This is a genomic window from Stenotrophomonas sp. 86156_Sma, assembly GCF_056481625.1.
Window position 1 is genome coordinate 2,347,877 of record NZ_CM151157.1, and the last position, 16,112, is coordinate 2,363,988.

At 65.8% G+C, this 16,112-nt stretch carries 10 protein-coding genes; 5 read left to right on the forward strand and 5 right to left on the reverse strand.

What is annotated here, in order from left to right; genetic code table 11:
• Positions 1 to 14: 14 nt before the first annotated feature.
• From ACZK33_RS11035 to ACZK33_RS11050, 4 genes are all read left to right on the forward strand, one after another.
• On the forward strand, positions 15 to 1,655 hold the full coding sequence (locus ACZK33_RS11035) for an acetolactate synthase large subunit (protein ID WP_423175005.1): 1,641 nt from the start codon (positions 15 to 17) through the stop codon (positions 1,653 to 1,655).
• A 282-nt stretch (positions 1,656 to 1,937) separates the two neighbouring features.
• Complete coding sequence (gene lysS / locus ACZK33_RS11040) at positions 1,938 to 3,434, forward strand: lysine--tRNA ligase (protein ID WP_478455083.1); 1,497 nt, start codon at positions 1,938 to 1,940, stop codon at positions 3,432 to 3,434.
• A 205-nt stretch (positions 3,435 to 3,639) separates the two neighbouring features.
• Positions 3,640 to 4,779 (forward strand): cyclic di-GMP phosphodiesterase response regulator RpfG, encoded by a 1,140-nt coding sequence (gene rpfG / locus ACZK33_RS11045; protein WP_006364528.1) that lies wholly within the window; start codon positions 3,640 to 3,642, stop codon positions 4,777 to 4,779.
• A 1-nt stretch (position 4,780) separates the two neighbouring features.
• A complete protein-coding gene (locus ACZK33_RS11050; protein ID WP_423175006.1) occupies positions 4,781 to 7,504 on the forward strand; it encodes a response regulator in 2,724 nt (907 codons plus the stop codon).
• Between the two features lie 12 nt (positions 7,505 to 7,516).
• Here the strand turns inward: ACZK33_RS11050 and rpfF are convergent, their stop codons facing one another.
• From rpfF to betI, 5 genes are all read right to left on the reverse strand, one after another.
• Complete coding sequence (gene rpfF / locus ACZK33_RS11055) at positions 7,517 to 8,386, reverse strand: diffusible signal factor synthase RpfF (RefSeq protein ID WP_012480080.1); 870 nt, start codon at positions 8,384 to 8,386, stop codon at positions 7,517 to 7,519.
• 199 nt (positions 8,387 to 8,585) lie between these two features.
• On the reverse strand, positions 8,586 to 10,262 hold the full coding sequence (locus ACZK33_RS11060; RefSeq protein WP_049399434.1) for a long-chain fatty acid--CoA ligase: 1,677 nt from the start codon (positions 10,260 to 10,262) through the stop codon (positions 8,586 to 8,588).
• Between the two features lie 222 nt (positions 10,263 to 10,484).
• Complete coding sequence (betA, locus tag ACZK33_RS11065; protein WP_014037074.1) at positions 10,485 to 12,167, reverse strand: choline dehydrogenase; 1,683 nt, start codon at positions 12,165 to 12,167, stop codon at positions 10,485 to 10,487.
• Between the two features lie 101 nt (positions 12,168 to 12,268).
• Complete coding sequence (gene betB, locus ACZK33_RS11070; RefSeq protein ID WP_423175007.1) at positions 12,269 to 13,741, reverse strand: betaine-aldehyde dehydrogenase; 1,473 nt, start codon at positions 13,739 to 13,741, stop codon at positions 12,269 to 12,271.
• Positions 13,742 to 13,779: 38 nt separating this feature from the next.
• Entirely contained in the window at positions 13,780 to 14,370 is a 591-nt protein-coding gene (gene betI / locus ACZK33_RS11075) for a transcriptional regulator BetI (RefSeq protein WP_005416394.1), read from the reverse strand.
• A gap of 170 nt (positions 14,371 to 14,540) precedes the next feature.
• Here betI and ACZK33_RS11080 point away from each other — a divergent pair, with 170 nt between their 5' ends.
• Complete coding sequence (locus tag ACZK33_RS11080) at positions 14,541 to 16,091, forward strand: BCCT family transporter (RefSeq protein ID WP_423175008.1); 1,551 nt, start codon at positions 14,541 to 14,543, stop codon at positions 16,089 to 16,091.
• Positions 16,092 to 16,112: the final 21 nt, after the last annotated feature.

Consider the following 16,112-nt stretch of genomic DNA (forward strand, 5'->3'; position numbering starts at 1 on the left):
AGGACGGCATTCCAATGTCCAAGGGTTCAGATCTGCTCGTCGCCGCGCTTGAGAACGAAGGCGTCGAGCGTATTTTCGGCATCCCCGGCGAGGAGAACCTCGACGTGGTCGAATCACTCCGCCATTCCAGCATCGAGCTGGTCATCACCCGCCACGAGCAGGCAGCGGTGTTCATGGCAGCCACCTTTGGCCGCCTGACCGGCAAGCCGGGCGTGTGCCTGGCCACGCTTGGCCCGGGCGCGCTCAACTTCACCACCGGTGCCGCCTATGCGCTGCTCGGCGCGTGGCCGGTGATCATGATCACTGGCCAGAAGGGCATCGTCGCCAGCAAGCAGGCACGCTTCCAGATCGTCGACATCGTCAGCACGATGAAGCCGCTGACCAAGCAGGCGCGGCAGATCGTCTCGGCGCGCACCATTCCGACCATCGTCCGCGAGGCATTCCGTACCGCGCTGGAAGAGCGCCCGGGCCCGGTGCTGCTGGAGCTGCCCGAAGACATCGCGGCCGATGAGGTCGGGGACGTAGCGCTGATTCCGCCGCACGCGGTGGATCGTCCCATTGCCAGTCCGGAAGCACTGGACCGCGCGGCGGACATCATCCGCAACGCCAAGCGCCCGCTGCTGATGATCGCCTCGGCGGCGTCGCGGCCGCAGTCCAGCGAAGCGTTGTCGGCGTTCGTGTTGCGTGCCGGCATTCCGTTCTTCACCACGCAGATGGGCAAGGGTGCGGTGGCCGGTGGCTCGGGCCTGTACATGGGCACCGCCGCGCTGACCGAGCGCGACTACGTGCACATGGCCATCGACCAGGCCGACGTGATCGTGACCATCGGCCATGAGGTCACCGAGAAACCGCCGTTCGTGATGCGCCCGGGTGGGCCGACGGTCATCCACATCGGCTATTCGCAGGCGGCGGTGGAGCAGGTCTATTTCCCGCAGGTGGAGGTGATCGGCGATATCGGCCGTTCGCTGACCCAGCTGGCCGACCGCATCGAAGGCGCGGTGCCGAATGCCGACGCGCTGCTGCCGCTGCGCGCGACCATTCTGGAACACTTGGCTGACCGTGCCGAGGAAGCTGGATTCACCCCGCAGCGGCTGGTGCACGACGTGCGCCAGGTGATGCCGCCGGACGGCATCGTGGCGCTGGACAACGGCATGTACAAGATCTGGTTTGCGCGCAATTACCGCACCCAGGTGGCCAATACGCTGCTGCTGGACAACGCGCTGGCGACGATGGGCGCGGGCCTGCCGTCGGCGATCATGGCCTCGATCCTGTACCCGCAGCGGCGGGTGCTGGCGGTGTGCGGCGATGGCGGTTTCATGATGAACAGCCAGGAGCTGGAGACCGCGCGGCGGCTGGGCCTGAACCTGGTGGTGCTGATTCTCAACGACGGCGCATACGGGATGATCCGCTGGAAGCAGGCGGTGGATGGCTTCACCGACTATGGCATGACGTTCAGTAACCCGGATTTCGTGAAGTATGCGGAAGCCTATGGCTGCAAGGGGCATGAGGTGACGGCCATCGAGCAGTTCATCCCGACGCTGGAGGCGGCGTTCAACGAGGGTGGGGTGCACTTGGTATCGGTGCCGATCGACTACTCGGAGAACCAGCGGGTGCTGGTGGACGAGCTGCGGCAGGCGTTCCCCGGGAACGGTTGACGCCTACCAGAGCGGCGGGCAGCGGGCCTGGTAGGTGTCGACCTTGGTCGACACGATGGAGCGCCAACCAAGGTTGGCGGCTACCAGAGCGGCGGGCAGCGGACCTGGTAGGTGTCGACCTTGGTCGACACACGGACCGCCAACCAAGGTTGGCGACGACCAGGCCGGGGCCCGGCCCAGGGCTGGGGCGGGGCGGTTTTGGTATGCTGGGCAACCGGCTGTGCCGGGCGCAACATCCCCCCTCACTACACGATTCCCGCAGATCCATGAGCGAAGCTACCGATACCCCCCCCCGTTGACGAAAACAAGTTGATCGCCGAGCGCCGCGAGAAACTCAAAACGCTGCGTGGGCAGGGCATCGCGTACCCGAACGATTTCCGTCGCGAGGACTTCGCCGGCCGCCTGCAGGAAGAATTCGCCGACGCTGAACAGTGGACCGCCGAGGCCCTGGAAGGCAACGGCCGCCAGGTGAAGATGGCCGGTCGCCTGATGGCCAAGCGCATCATGGGCAAGGCCAGTTTCGCGCAGATCCAGGACGAGTCCGGCCGCATCCAGCTGTTCCTGCAGGGCACGGTACTGGGCGATGCCTACACCGCCTTCAAGGGCTGGGACGTGGGCGACATCATCGCCGTCGAAGGCGGCCTGACCCGTACCAAGACCGGTGAGCTGTCGGTCAAGGCCGAATCGATCCGCCTGCTGACCAAGTCGCTGCGCCCGCTGCCGGACAAGTGGCATGGCCTGGCCGACGTCGAGCAGCGCTACCGCCAGCGCTATGTCGACCTGATCGTGACCCCGGAGTCGCGCGCGGTGTTCATCAAGCGCTCGAAGATCATCCGCGCCATGCGCGCGTGGCTGGACAACCGCGACTTCCTGGAAGTCGAAACGCCGATGATGCATTACATCCCCGGCGGCGCGGCGGCCAAGCCGTTCACCACCCACCACAATGCGCTGGACCTGGACCTGTACCTGCGCGTGGCGCCGGAGCTGTACCTCAAGCGCCTGACCGTGGGTGGCCTGGAGCGCGTCTACGAGATCAACCGCAACTTCCGCAATGAAGGCGTCAGCACCCGCCACAACCCGGAATTCACCATGATGGAGCTGTACGAGGCCTATGCCACGTACAACGAGATCATGGACCTGACCGAAGGCGTGATCCGTGACGTGGCCAGGACGGTCAATGGCGGCACCGAAGTGGAGTGGGACGGCGCGAAGATCGACCTGGGCCCGGCGTTCCGCCGCTGGCGCATGGACGAGGCTGTGCGCCACCACAACCCGGAAATCTCTGCTGCCGACTGCACCGACCGCGATGCACTGCTGCGCCATTGCGAGCGCTTGAAGATCCGCGTCAAGCCGTCCTACGGCTGGGGCAAGCTGCTGCTGGAGATCTTCGAAGCCACCGTCGAGCACACCCTGATCCAGCCGACCTTCATCACCGACCATCCGGTGGAGGTCTCGCCGCTGGCCCGTGCCAACGATAACGATCCGGGCTACACCGACCGCTTCGAGCTGTTCGTCAACGGCAAGGAGCTGGCCAATGGCTTCTCCGAGCTGAACGACCCGGAAGACCAGGCCCAGCGTTTCCAGGCCCAGGTGGCGGCGAAGGAAGGCGGCGATGACGAGGCCATGCACTACGACGCCGACTACATCCGTGCGCTGGAGTACGGCATGGCACCGACCGGCGGCCTCGGCATCGGCGTCGATCGCCTGGTGATGCTGCTGACTGGCAGCAGCTCGATCCGTGACGTGCTGCTGTTCCCGTACATGCGTCCGGAGCAGTAAGTCGTCTTTTTGACTCCTGTTTGTGCGCGCCGTCGCGAAATGAGACGGCGCGATTGACGCCTCCCGCACTCGGCGTATCGTTAATGCACTACCTTGACGTCTGTTGTGGCTTGATCGGCGCCAGGGGGAGTGCGCACTGTGGAGAGTCCGCTTCACAATGTGATGACGATCATGAACCGGGACGCATGACACGGGAGTCAGGCCGATGCAGGGTGCGAGCGTTCGCAGCGGCAGGGTATCCTCGCCTGCTGATGATCCAGCATGGTCGAGAAACCAGGCAGAGTACGCGTTGAACATCGTCATTGTTGACGACCAGACGTCCGCCCGGACGATGCTGCGTCACGTCATCGAAGATATCGCGCCGGAACTGAGCGTGTATGACTTCGGTGATCCGCTGACCGCATTGGCCTGGTGCGAGGCGCATCCGGTCGACCTGCTGCTGCTCGATTACCGCATGCCGGAAATGGACGGGCTGGAGTTCGCCCGCCGTTTCCGTCGCCTGCCCAAGCATCGCGACATTCCGGTGATCCTGATCACCGTGGTCGGCGACGAGCCGATCCGTCAGGCGGCGCTGGAAGCGGGGGTCATCGACTTCCTGGTCAAGCCCATCCGTCCGCGCGAACTGCGCGCGCGCTGCTACAACCTGTTGCAGCTGCGCCAGCAGACCGAGAACGTGAAGCAACGCGCGTTGTCGCTGGAGCAGCGCTTGCTGGCCAGCATGCACGAGGTCGAGGAACGCGAGCGCGAGACCCTGTCGCGGTTGGCACGGGCGATCGAGTTCCGTGATGCCGGCACCAGTGCCTACCTCGAACGCATGGCGCGCGTGGCGGGGCTGATCGCCGAGCAGCTGGGCCTGCCCGAAGACGACGTGCGCCTGATCGAGATGGCCGCGCCGCTGCATGACATGGGCAAGATCGCCATTCCCGATGCAGTGCTGCTCAAGCAGGGCAAGCTCAACGACGAAGAACTGGCGATCATGCGGCGGCACCCGCGCATCGGCCATGAGCTGCTCAGTGGCAGCCAGAACCGCTTCATCCAGGTCGGCGCATTGATCGCGCTGCGCCACCACGAACGTTACGACGGCAGCGGCTACCCGGATGGGCTGGTCGGTGAGGCGATTCCGCTGGAAGCGCGCATCGTCGCCGTGGCCGACGTCTTCGACGCACTCATCTCACCCCGTCCGTACAAGGAAGCATGGACCATGGAAGCCACACTGGCCTATCTGTATGCCCAGCGTGGCCGCCTGTTCGATCCACGCTGCGTGGATGCGCTGATGCGCGGCCACCAGCAGTTGATGGATATCTGCGCCCAGCACTCGACGGCATCGACGCGACCGGGTGGGTGACATGCAGGACCTGTTCGCACGCGTGAAGCGCCGGTTGGCGCAGCGTCCGGATTCGGAACATGGCCAGGCGATCGTGCGGGTGGTGCTGATCTCGCTGATCCTGGTCTATGTGCTGTTGTCCGGTGCCCGTCTGCATCGGCTGGATCAATACCAGGGCGTGCTGGCAACGGTGCTGACCGGGCTGGGCCTGTCACTGCTGCTGATTGGCTGGTTGCTGTGGAAGCCGGAGCGCTCCGATCCGCGGCGGGTGGCCGGGATGCTGGCCGACTACGGCCTGATCGCGGTCGGCATGATCCAGATGGGTGAGCCGCTGGCGTGGGTGTATGCGGTGGTGATGTGGGTCACGGTGGGCAACGGCCTGCGCTTCGGGCCGCGTTACCTGGCCGCTGCCATCGTGCTGGCGATGGTCAGTTTCGGCACCACCGTGCTGTTGACCCCTTACTGGCAGGCCAACCTGGGGCTGGCCATTTCCCTGTGGTTGGGGTTGCTGGCAGTACCGTTGTGCTGCTCCTCCCTGCTGCGCCGAAGGATGCGACATCCGACCATGGATACGACTCCCGCCGCTGGCTCCGACAAGCGCTCGCTGCTGGCACGCTTCAAGCAACGCCTGTCCGGGCGCGAGGACAGCGAGCACGCGCAGAACCTGATCCGCATCATCATCACGGCGCTGTTCATCAGCTATCTCGGCTGGCGCTCGCTGAGCGGCGGCGGTGAGGCATTGACTGCGACGTGGCTGATCCTCGCCTTCGAGCTGACCATTTCCGCCGGCCTGCTGACCGCGATCCTGGTCAATCCGGGTGTGTCGCATGTGCGCCGGGTGATCGGCATGCTGACCGACTACACCTGCATGGCCTGGATCATGACCATCCAGGGTGAGCCGGCGGCACCGCTGTATGCGGTGATGCTGTGGGTCACGATCGGCAACGGCATGCGCTACGGCAGCACCTACCTGCGCGTGGCCACGGCCATGGGCTGCCTGGCCTTCCTGTGCACGGTGATGCTGTCGCCGTACTGGCGCGGCCACGACTATCTGGGCTGGGGGCTGCTGCTGGGCCTGGGCGCGATTCCGCTGTACTTCGATTCGCTGCTGCATGCCTTGACCCGGGCGGTGGCAGAGGCGCGCCAGGCCAACGAAGCCAAGAGCCGTTTCCTGGCCAACATGAGCCATGAGTTCCGCACGCCATTGAACGGGCTGGCCGGCATGACCGAAGTGCTGGCCACCACCCGCCTGGACGACGAACAGCGCGAGTGCCTGAACACCATCCAGGCCTCGACCCGCAGCCTGTTGGCGCTGGTGGAAGAGGTGCTGGACATCTCCGCGATCGAAGCCGGCAAGGTGCGCGTGGAGTGGCACGAGTTCGCGCTGGCCGACGTGCTGCAGGCGATCAACCTGATCCTGACCCCGCAGACCCGCTCCAAATCGCTGGACTATCGCGTGCAGGTGGATGACAACGTGCCGCCGCGCCTGCTGGGTGATGCCGGTCATCTGCAGCAGATCCTGCTCAATCTGATGGGTAACGCGGTCAAGTTCACCGACAGCGGCTACGTGCATCTGCGCGTGTCCAGCCCCGATGTGCTGGGCAGCGAGCGGATGCGCCTGCGATTCGAGATCGTCGACAGCGGCATCGGCGTGCCGGTGGCGCTGCGCGGCCGGCTGTTCAATGCCTTCGAGCAGGGCGATGTCGGCCTGGCCCGCCGCCATGAAGGCACCGGTCTGGGCACCGCCATTGCCAAGGGCCTGGTCGAGTCGATGGGCGGGCAGGTCGGTTATGCGCCGAACAGCCCGCGCGGCAGCGTGTTCTGGGTCGAGATCACGCTGGACGTCGCAGACACTTCATCAGCCCCGGCGGTTCCGTCCGAGGTGGCTGAAGCCGGCAATGTCATCGCGTTCTCCAATCCCTTCCTGCGCCATCGTGCGCGGGTGCGCAGCCTGCGGGTGCTGGTGGCCGACGACCACGAAGCCAACCGCATGGTGCTGCAGCGGTTGCTGGAGAAGGCCGGCCACAAGGTCACCTGCGTCAATGGCGGCGCCGAAGTGCTCGATGCGTTGGAGCAGGCCAGTTACGACGCAGCGATCGTCGATCTGCACATGCCCGGCATGAGCGGACTGGACCTGCTCAAGCAGTTGCGGGTGATGCAGGCCAGTGGGATGCCTTACGTTCCGGTCATGGTGTTGAGCGCAGACGTCACCCCCGAGTCCATCCTGCGTTGCGAGCAGGCCGGTGCCCGCGCCTTCCTTGCCAAGCCCGTGGTGGCCACCCGTCTGCTGGAAGTGTTGGCCGATGTCGCCGCCAATACCCGCGCCGAGTCCGGCATCCAGTCGGTGCCGGCATTGCCGGTTGGCGATGGCGTGCTCGATACCGCGGTGCTGGACGAGCTGGCGTCGCTGGGCATGGGCGATGGCTTCGAACGCAAGTTCATCGACCAGTGCCTGGCGGACGTCGACGCGAGCATGGGCCAGCTGCAGGGCTGCGGCGAGCGCCAGGCCTGGGAGGATTTCCGCGAGCACGCACACGCGCTGCGCGGTGTGGCGAGCAACCTGGGGCTTGTCCAGGTTGCCGCCTCCAGTGGCGAAATCATGCGCATGGCGGACTGGCAGCTGAAGGGGGAATGGAACGCCCGCCTCGGCAGCCTGGCGACCGCCCTGCGCAACGGCAGGAATGCGTTGGCTGCCCGTAGTGCGGGAGCATCGCACCGCGACGACAGCGAGCGCAGCCCGTCCTGACCCGCCAGACGGTCAGGCCGGGTCGCCATTGCGCCGGGCCTGCGCCCGTACCAGCCGATCCATGGTGCGCAGGGACTTCTCGCCGAGCTGCATGGCGGTGTCCACCCAGATCTCGGTGATCCGCATCATTTCATGCAGCGGCACCATGGTGGCGATCTCGTTGACCTCACGCATCGCCGCCCACGCGTGCGGAATGCGCCGGCTTTCCTTGATCACCTGTTCGACCGCGGCAACACCTTCGCCCACCGGCACCACGATGTCGACCAGGCCCATTTCCTTCAGCTGGCTGGCGGTGTAGAGGTTGCCTTCCAGCATGATCTTCTCGGCCAGGCGCGGGCTGATCCGCTGGCACAGGAAGGAGTAGGCGCCCATGCCCGGGAACAGGTCGAACAGCACCTCGGGCAGGCCCATCAGCACGCCTTCCTCGGCGACGATTGTGTGGCAGCTCAGTGCGGCCTCGAAGCCGCCACCCAGTGCATTGCCCTGGACCAGGGCGATGCTGTGGGCACGGGTGCCCAGGCCGGCATGGAAGGCATGCACGCCGCGCACGCAGCGTTGGGCATAGTCGAGCAGGCGGGCACGGTCGCCCTCGCGGATCAGGCGGCAGAACAGTTCGAGATCGCCACCCAGGTTGAACACGTCGCTGTCCGAGGCAAGAACGACATGGGGTGACAGAGCGTGCGAGGCGCTGAGGCGATCGCCCAGTTCGCGCTGGTAGTCGACGATGTCATCGACCAGACGCGAGGCGAAGCACGGCCGGCCCGGCTGGTTGACCAGGTTGGCGTGCATGTGGATCCAGTAGACATCCCGCTCGGGTTCTTCGGTGATACGCAGGGTAGGGTGCTGCGAGGGACGGGTGATGATGGGGCGTACTGCGGACATGGGAGTTCTCCGTGTGACCGTCCGGCCAACCGCAGAGCGGACGGAGAGGAGTGAGGGGGCGGGCTGAACGTGCGGCGGCGACTGATTCTATGCACCCGTCGTGAACCGCCCGCAAGCGCTGTACCGGCCATGTTCCGGTAATAAAAAGACCCCGCCGTCTCCGGCGGGGTCCCTGTACTCTCCCGTTGCCCGGAAACCCTTACTGGGCGGGCGTATCACGCAGCTCGCGACGGAGAATCTTGCCGACGTTGGTCTTCGGCAGCTCCTTTCGGAATTCTACGATTCTGGGGTGCTTGTAACCGGTCAGGTTTGCCCGCGCATGTTCCTTGACCATTTCCGCGGTCAGGTTCGGGTCCTTCTTCACGATCACGACCTTGACCACTTCGCCGGACTTTTCGTCCGGGACACCGACGGCGGCGACTTCCAGCACGCCCGGCATCATCGCGATGACGTCTTCGACCTCATTCGGGTACACGTTGAAGCCGGACACCAGGATCATGTCCTTCTTGCGGTCGACGATGTAGAAGAAGCCCTGTTCGTCCATCTTCGCCATGTCGCCGGTGTGCAGCCAGCCGTCCGCATCGATGGCGGTGGCGGTTTCTTCCGGACGCTGCCAGTAGCCCTTCATCACCTGTGGGCCCTTGATGCACAGCTCGCCCACTTCGCCCAGCGCCAGGATGTTGCCGTTGTCGTCCTTGATGCAGGCATCGGTGGACGGGATCGGCAGGCCGATGGCACCGTTGTACTCGGGCAGGGTGAGCGGATTGATGCAGGCCGCGGGGGAGGTCTCGGTCAGGCCATAGGCTTCGACCAGGGTCACGCCGGTGACCTTCTTCCAGCGTTCGGCCACGGCACGTTGCACCGCCATGCCGCCGCCCAGGGTGAATTTGACCGAAGAGAAGTCGATCTCGTCGAAGCCCGGGGTGTTGAGCAGGCCGTTGAACAGCGTGTTGACGCCGGTGATGGCGGTGAAGCGGGTGCCCTTGAGCTCCTTGACGAAGCCCTTCATGTCGCGTGGGTTGGTGATCAGGTGGTTGCAGCCACCGAACTTCATGAAGACCAGCCCGTTCGCGGTCAACGCGAAGATGTGGTACAGCGGCAGGGCGGTGATGATCACTTCCTTGCCCGGCTCGATGCCCGAGGTGGACAGCCACGCCGACGCCTGCTGCATGTTGGCGATCAGGTTGCGGTTGGTCAGCATCGCGCCCTTGGCCACGCCGGTGGTCCCGCCGGTGTACTGCAGGAAGGCAATGTCGTCGTGGTCGATCTCGACCGCCGGAAGCGCGTGGCGGCTGCCCAGCTTGAGCGCCTGCTTGAAGCGGACGGCGCCCTTGATGTGGTAGTTGGGCACCATCTTCTTGATGTACTTCAGCACGAAGTTGACGATCGCGCCCTTGGCGCCGAGCAGGTCGCCCAGGCCGGTGGTGACCACGTGCTTGACCGGTGTATCGGCGATGACCTGTTCGACGGTGTCGCCGAAGTTGTCGACCACCACCAGGGCACTGACGCCGGCATCAACCAGCTGGTGCTTGAGTTCGCGCGCGGTGTACAGCGGGTTGACGTTGACCACGGTCAGGCCGGCGCGCAGCACGCCGAAGGTGGCCACCGGGTACTGCAGGCAGTTGGGCATCATCAGGGCGACGCGGTCACCCTTCTTGAGCTTGAGCTCACCCAGCAGGTAGGCGGCGAACTGGGTGACCAGCGCGTCCGTCTCACCATAGGTGAGGACCTTGCCGAAGCTGGAGTAGGCGGGACGGTCGCGGAATTTCGCGACGGAAGCGTCGAAGACCGAGGCGACCGAATGGAATTCGTTGACGTCGATTTCGGCGGGAACGCCTTTCGGATAGCTCTGCAGCCAGGGACGATCCAGACTCATATTCCCCCTCCAGGAATCGTGATGTTTTAGGTTACGGCCCTGAGCGTATCGACAATGGCCGTTCATTGCAGCATACCCCGCCGTAGGGAAAACGCGAAGAGGCCCCGAGGGGCCTCTTTGCTTGGTAATGCCGGCCGCTGGCCGGCATCTGCGCTCGATCGGGATTCCGGTGGATGCCGGCCAGCGGCCGGCACTACCGTGGCCCCAAGCGGGGCGCTTGCGTCAGCCCTGCTTGCGTACCGGTGCGCCGTTGGCCTTGTAGTACGGCGCGGTGCTGCGGGCCAGCGGGGTGCGGCCACGGATCACGTCGGCCAGCTTCTCGGCCATCATGATGGTCGGTGCGTTGAGGTTGCCGGTCACCACCTGCGGCATGATCGAGGCATCGACGATGCGCAGGCCTTCCAGCCCGTGCACGCGGCCCTGGCCGTCGACCACCGCCATCGGGTCATCGGCATGGCCCATCTTGTTCGAGCACGACGGGTGGTAGGCGGTCTCGGCATGCTCGCGGACGAACGCATCGATCTGCGCATCGGTCTGCAGTGCGCTGCCCGGCGAGATCTCGCGGCCGCTGTACGGCGCCAGTGCCGGCTGCGCGAAGATCTCGCGGGTGATGCGGATCGCCGCGCGGAACTCGCGCCAGTCCTGGTCGTGCGACATGTAGTTGAACAGGATGCTCGGATGTTCGCGCGGATCCTTCGAACGCACGTGGATGCGGCCGCGGCTGGGCGAGCGCATCGAACCGACGTGCATCTGGAAGCTGTGCGCCTTGATCGGGTTGGAGCCGTTGTAATTGATCGCCACCGGCAGGAAGTGATACTGCAGGTTCGGCCAGTCGAACTCGGCGTCGCTGCGGATGAAGCCACCGGCCTCGAACTGGTTGCTGGCGCCGATGCCGGTGCCCAGGAACAGCCACTCGGCACCGATCGCCGGCTGGTTGTACAGCTTCAGTGCCGGGGCCAGCGACACCGGCTTCTTGCACTCGTACTGCAGGTACATCTCCAGGTGATCCTGCAGGTTGGCGCCGACGCCCGGCAGGTGGTGCACCAGGTCGATGTCCAGGCTGCGCAGCAGGTCGGCCGGGCCGACGCCCGAGCGCTGCAGGATCTGCGGCGAGGCGATGGCGCCGCCACACAGCAGCACTTCGCGGCGGGCGGTGGCACGCTGCGGCTGGTCGTTGTGCAGCCACTGCACGCCCACCGCACGCTTGCCCGAGAACAGGATGCGGTCGGTCAGCGCGTGGGTGACGATGGTCAGGTTCGGGCGCGGCTTGGCCAGGTCCAGATAGCCGCGGGCGGTGCTGGAACGACGGCCCTTCGGGGTCACCGTGCGGTCCATCGGGCCGAAGCCTTCCTGCTGGTAGCCGTTGAGGTCGTCGGTGCGCGGGTAGCCGGCCTGCACGCCGGCCTCGACCATCGCAGCGAACAGTTCGTTGTTGCCGGCCTTCGGCGTGGTCACGCGCAGCGGACCTTCGCCACCGTGGTAGTCGTTGGGGCCGATGTCACGGGTTTCGGCCTTGCGGAAGTACGGCAGGCAGTCCAGGTAGGTCCAGTCTTCCAGGCCGGGCATGCTGGCCCAGTTGTCGTAGTCCATCGCGTTGCCGCGGATGTAGCACATGCCGTTGATCAGCGACGAGCCACCCAGCCCCTTGCCACGGCCGCAGTCCATGCGGCGGTTGTTCATGAAGGGCTCGGGATCGGTCTTGTACGCCCAGTTGTAGCGCTTGCCCTGCAGCGGGAAGGCCAGCGCCGCCGGCATCTGGGTACGGAAGTCGAGCCGGTAGTCCGGGCCACCGGCTTCCAGCAGCAGCACGCTGACATCGGCATCTTCGGTGAGGCGGGTGGCCAGCACGTTGCCGGCCGAACCGGCGCCGATGATGATGTAGTCGTACTCGTTATGGGTGCTCATGGGTGTCTCCTGCAGGCCGGGGCGCGCTGCATGCAGGCGTCCCGGCGGAATGTCGGATCGGCGCAGTGGCCGGACGAAGGTGCGCGCTCGGGGCGCGCCGATCAGAACACGCTGGCGTAGTCGCCCAGTTCCACCTGCACCGACTTGATGCGGGTGTAGTGGCCGAGGGTGGAGAGGCCGTTCTCACGGCCGACGCCGGATTCCTTGTAGCCGCCGACCGGCATTTCGGCCGGTGATTCGCCCCAGGTGTTGATCCAGCAGATGCCGGCTTCCAGGCGGTGGATGATGCGGTGGGCGCGGCTGACGTCCTTGCTGACCACGCCAGCGGCGAGGCCGAAGGTGGTGTCGTTGGCACGACGCACCACTTCGTCTTCGTCGTCGTAGGCGAGGATGCTCATCACCGGCCCGAAGATCTCTTCCTTGACGATGGTCATGTCATCGCGGCAGTCGGAGAACACGGTCGGCAGCACGTAGGCGCCATTGGCCAGCGCGCCTTCGGTGGCACGGCCGCCGCCGGTCAGCAGGCGAGCGCCTTCGGCCTTGCCGCTTTCGATGTAGCGCAGCACGTTTTCCATGTGCGGGAAGCTGGTGAGCGGGCCGAAGTTGGTCTCGGCGGCCATCGGGTCGCCGATGCGGATGCGCTTGACGCGCTCGACCACGGCGGCTTCGAACGCGGCCAGCATGGTGCGCGGCACGAACACGCGGGTGCCGTTGGTGCAGACCTGGCCGGAGCTGAAGAAGTTGGCCATCACCGCGATGTCGGCGGCGCGGTCGAGGTCGGCGTCATCGCAGATCACCAGCGGCGACTTGCCGCCCAGCTCCATGGTCACTTCCTTCAGCGACGAGGATGCGGCGCTGGCCATGACCTTCTTGCCGGTGGCGACGCCGCCGGTGAAGGAGATCTTCTCGATCACCGGGTGCTCGGTCAGCCACTGGCCGATCTCGCGGCCCGGGCCCTGCACGACGTTGAACACGCCGGCCGGCACACCGGCTTCGGTGTAGATCTCGGCCAGGCGGATCGCGGTCAGCGGGGTCACTTCGGACGGCTTGAACACCATCGCGTTGCCGGCGGCCAGGGCCGGGGCCGACTTCCACATGGCGATCTGGATCGGGTAGTTCCAGGCGCCGATGCCGGCGACCACGCCCAGCGGCTCGCGGCGGGTGTAGAAGAAGCTCGATTCGCGCAGCGGCAGCTGGATGCCTTCGATGGCGGTGGCCAGGCCGGCGTAGTACTCGACCACGTCGGCGCCGGTGACGATGTCCACGGTGGTGGTTTCGGCCAGCGCCTTGCCGGTGTCCAGGGTTTCCAGGTGCGCCAGTTCGTCGTTGCGCTCGCGCAGGATCTCGACGGCGCGGCGCAGGATGCGCGAACGCTCCATGGCAGTCATCGCCGCCCACACCTTCTGGCCTTCGGCCGCGCTCTGCACGGCGCGTTCGACGTCGGCCTGGCTGGCGACCTGCACTTCAGCGATCACGTCACCGGTGGCCGGGTTCACGGTCCTGAAGGTCTTGCCGCTGCTGGCATCGACGCGCTGGCCGTGGATGTAGAGCTGTTGGACGGGCAGGGTGGTCATGGGGCGTACTCCTTGGAAGGGGGCGGGTGCTGAAGCGCTTATAGCGCGACAGCCTGCAACTGGAAGTCGATGTAGCCGTAAGCAATGCGCCGGGACTTCTCGGCGTTGAACTGGCCGCCGACCAGGCTGCCGCGCAGCCAGAGGCCGTCGATCATCGCTGCCAGGCCACGGGCGGCCAGGCGGGCCTGCGGGTGGGGCAGTAGGCGGTTGAACTGGTGGCACAGGTTGGAGAACAGGCGCTGGTCGTTGGCGCGCTGCAGCCGGGCCAGTTCCGGCTGGTGCATGCTGGCGGCCCAGAAGGTCAGCCAGACGCGCATCGCGGTGCCGTTGATCTGGCTGTCGTCGAAGTTGCCATCGACGATGGCGCGCAGCTGCTCGCGCGGGTCGTCACCAGCGTCGGCACGGTAGCGGGCGACCGCGTCCTTCAGTTCACGCAGGATCTGCCGCATTGCAGCATTGAGCAGGCCGTCCTTGTCGCCGAAGTAGTGGGCGACGATGCCGCTGGACAGCCCTGCTTTCTTCGCGATGGTGGCGACGGTCGCATCGGCCATGCCGATCTCGTCGATGGTCTGGAAAGTGGCCCGGATCAGCTGTTCGCGCCGTACCGGTTCCACGCCTTTCTTCGGCATTGTCTCTCCACGGATTGCGACCCGAAGGATCGGGCTGCCCGCCATTATGCTTTTTATTGATTGAACGTTCAATCAATAAACCCTAGGATGCGCTCGCGCCCCACGCCATGGGCCCGGTTTACCGGTCCGGCCCCGCCCATGTGCCCCCTCGGACTTGATGAGACGACCCCATGTCTTCCCTGGCTCATCCCAAGCGTTCGCCCCTGCGCTTGAACCGTTTTGTCTTCTTCAGCTCCTCGGTGTCGATCGGCATCCTCGGGCTGCTTACCGTTCTCTATCCCGAAAGCAGTGAGCACTGGCTGCAGTGGGCGCAGGCCGAAGTCTCGGCGGCGTTCGGCTGGTGGTACATGCTGCTGATCGTGCTGTGCCTGGGCTTCGTGCTGTGGCTGGCGTTCTCACCGTATGGCCGCATCCGCCTGGGCCACAACGAGGAATCACCGGCCTTCGGTTACGTGGCCTGGGTGTCGATGCTGTTCTCGGCCGGCATCGGCATCGCGCTGCTGTACTACGGCGCCTACGAGCCGCTGGACCACTTCCTCAATCCGCCCGGGCAGCCCGGCGGGACCGTGGCCGCCGGCCGCGAGGCGATGGTGCTGACCTTCCTGCACTGGGGCCTGCACGGCTGGGCGCTGTATGCGCTGGTCGGCGTGGCGCTGGGCTATTTCGCCTACCGCCGCGACCTGCCGCTGGCGCTGCGCTCGGCGCTGTACCCGATCTTCGGTGAGCGCATCCATGGCCGCATCGGCGACATGGTCGATGGCTTCGGCATCCTCGCCACGCTGATCTCGATGGTGACCAACCTCGGCATCGGCGCGCTGGTGGTGCAGTCCGGCCTGGTCTACCTGTTCCACATCCCGGATACGCCGCAGGTGCTGGTGGCGATCGTGCTGGTGATGATGGTGGTGGCCACCATCGGCGTGGTGGCCGGTGTGGAGAAGGGCATTGCCTGGCTCTCCAACCTCAACGTGCGCCTGCTGTGCGGCCTGCTGCTGTTCGTGCTGGTCACCGGCCCGACCCTGCACCTGTTCGATGGTCTGATCCAGAACACCGGCGATTATCTCGGCGCATTCGTGCGCAAGAGCTTCGACATGTACCTCAACGACCCGAAGGGCCGTGAGTGGATGGGCTCGTGGACGCTGTTCTACTGGGCGTGGTGGATCGCCTGGGCGCCGTTCGTCGGTCTTTTCGTAGCGCGCATCTCGCGTGGCCGCACCATCCGCGAAGTGATCATGGGCGTGCTGCTGATCCCGCTCGGCTTCACCCTGGCGTGGCTGTCGATCTTCGGCAACACGGCTATCGATCTGGTGCTCAACCACGGCCAGGCGATCCTGGGTGACGTGGCCAAGCATGATGCGGCGATGACGCTGTTCAAGCTGCTGGAGTACCTGCCCGCCGCGCCGTACGTGGCCGGTGCCGCGGTGGTGATCGGCTTCGTGCTGTTCCTGACCCCGGTCGATTCGGGCACGCTGATGATCGCCAACCTGTGCACCCGTCGCGTTGACGACGGCGTGGAGGATGGCCACGACGCGCCGATCTGGCTGCGCGTGTTCTGGGCGGCCGGCATCACCGTGGCCAGCGTCGGCCTGCTGCTGGCCGGCAACTTCAGCGCGATGCAGACGGCAGTGGTGCTGTGCGGCCTGCCGTTCTCCTTCACCCTGGCGTTCTACATGTGGGGCCTGCTGAAGGCCCTGCGCACCGACCCGGACGCACCGCGGCGGTAGATAGCGCCGGGCCCTGCCCGG

Excerpts from the sequence above, each read along its gene's own strand:
- ACZK33_RS11035 (WP_423175005.1), top strand. The coding sequence starts at position 15 with ATGTCCAAGGGTTCAGATCTGCTCGTCGCCGCGCTTGAGAACGAAGGC.
- ACZK33_RS11080 (WP_423175008.1), top strand. The coding sequence starts at position 14,541 with ATGTCTTCCCTGGCTCATCCCAAGCGTTCGCCCCTGCGCTTGAACCGT.
- betA (WP_014037074.1), bottom strand. The coding sequence starts at position 12,167 with ATGAGCACCCATAACGAGTACGACTACATCATCATCGGCGCCGGTTCG.
- rpfF (WP_012480080.1), bottom strand. The coding sequence starts at position 8,386 with ATGTCCGCAGTACGCCCCATCATCACCCGTCCCTCGCAGCACCCTACC.
- ACZK33_RS11060 (WP_049399434.1), bottom strand. The coding sequence starts at position 10,262 with ATGAGTCTGGATCGTCCCTGGCTGCAGAGCTATCCGAAAGGCGTTCCC.
- rpfG (WP_006364528.1), top strand. The coding sequence starts at position 3,640 with ATGCAGGGTGCGAGCGTTCGCAGCGGCAGGGTATCCTCGCCTGCTGAT.
- ACZK33_RS11050 (WP_423175006.1), top strand. The coding sequence starts at position 4,781 with ATGCAGGACCTGTTCGCACGCGTGAAGCGCCGGTTGGCGCAGCGTCCG.
- betB (WP_423175007.1), bottom strand. The coding sequence starts at position 13,741 with ATGACCACCCTGCCCGTCCAACAGCTCTACATCCACGGCCAGCGCGTC.
- betI (WP_005416394.1), bottom strand. The coding sequence starts at position 14,370 with ATGCCGAAGAAAGGCGTGGAACCGGTACGGCGCGAACAGCTGATCCGG.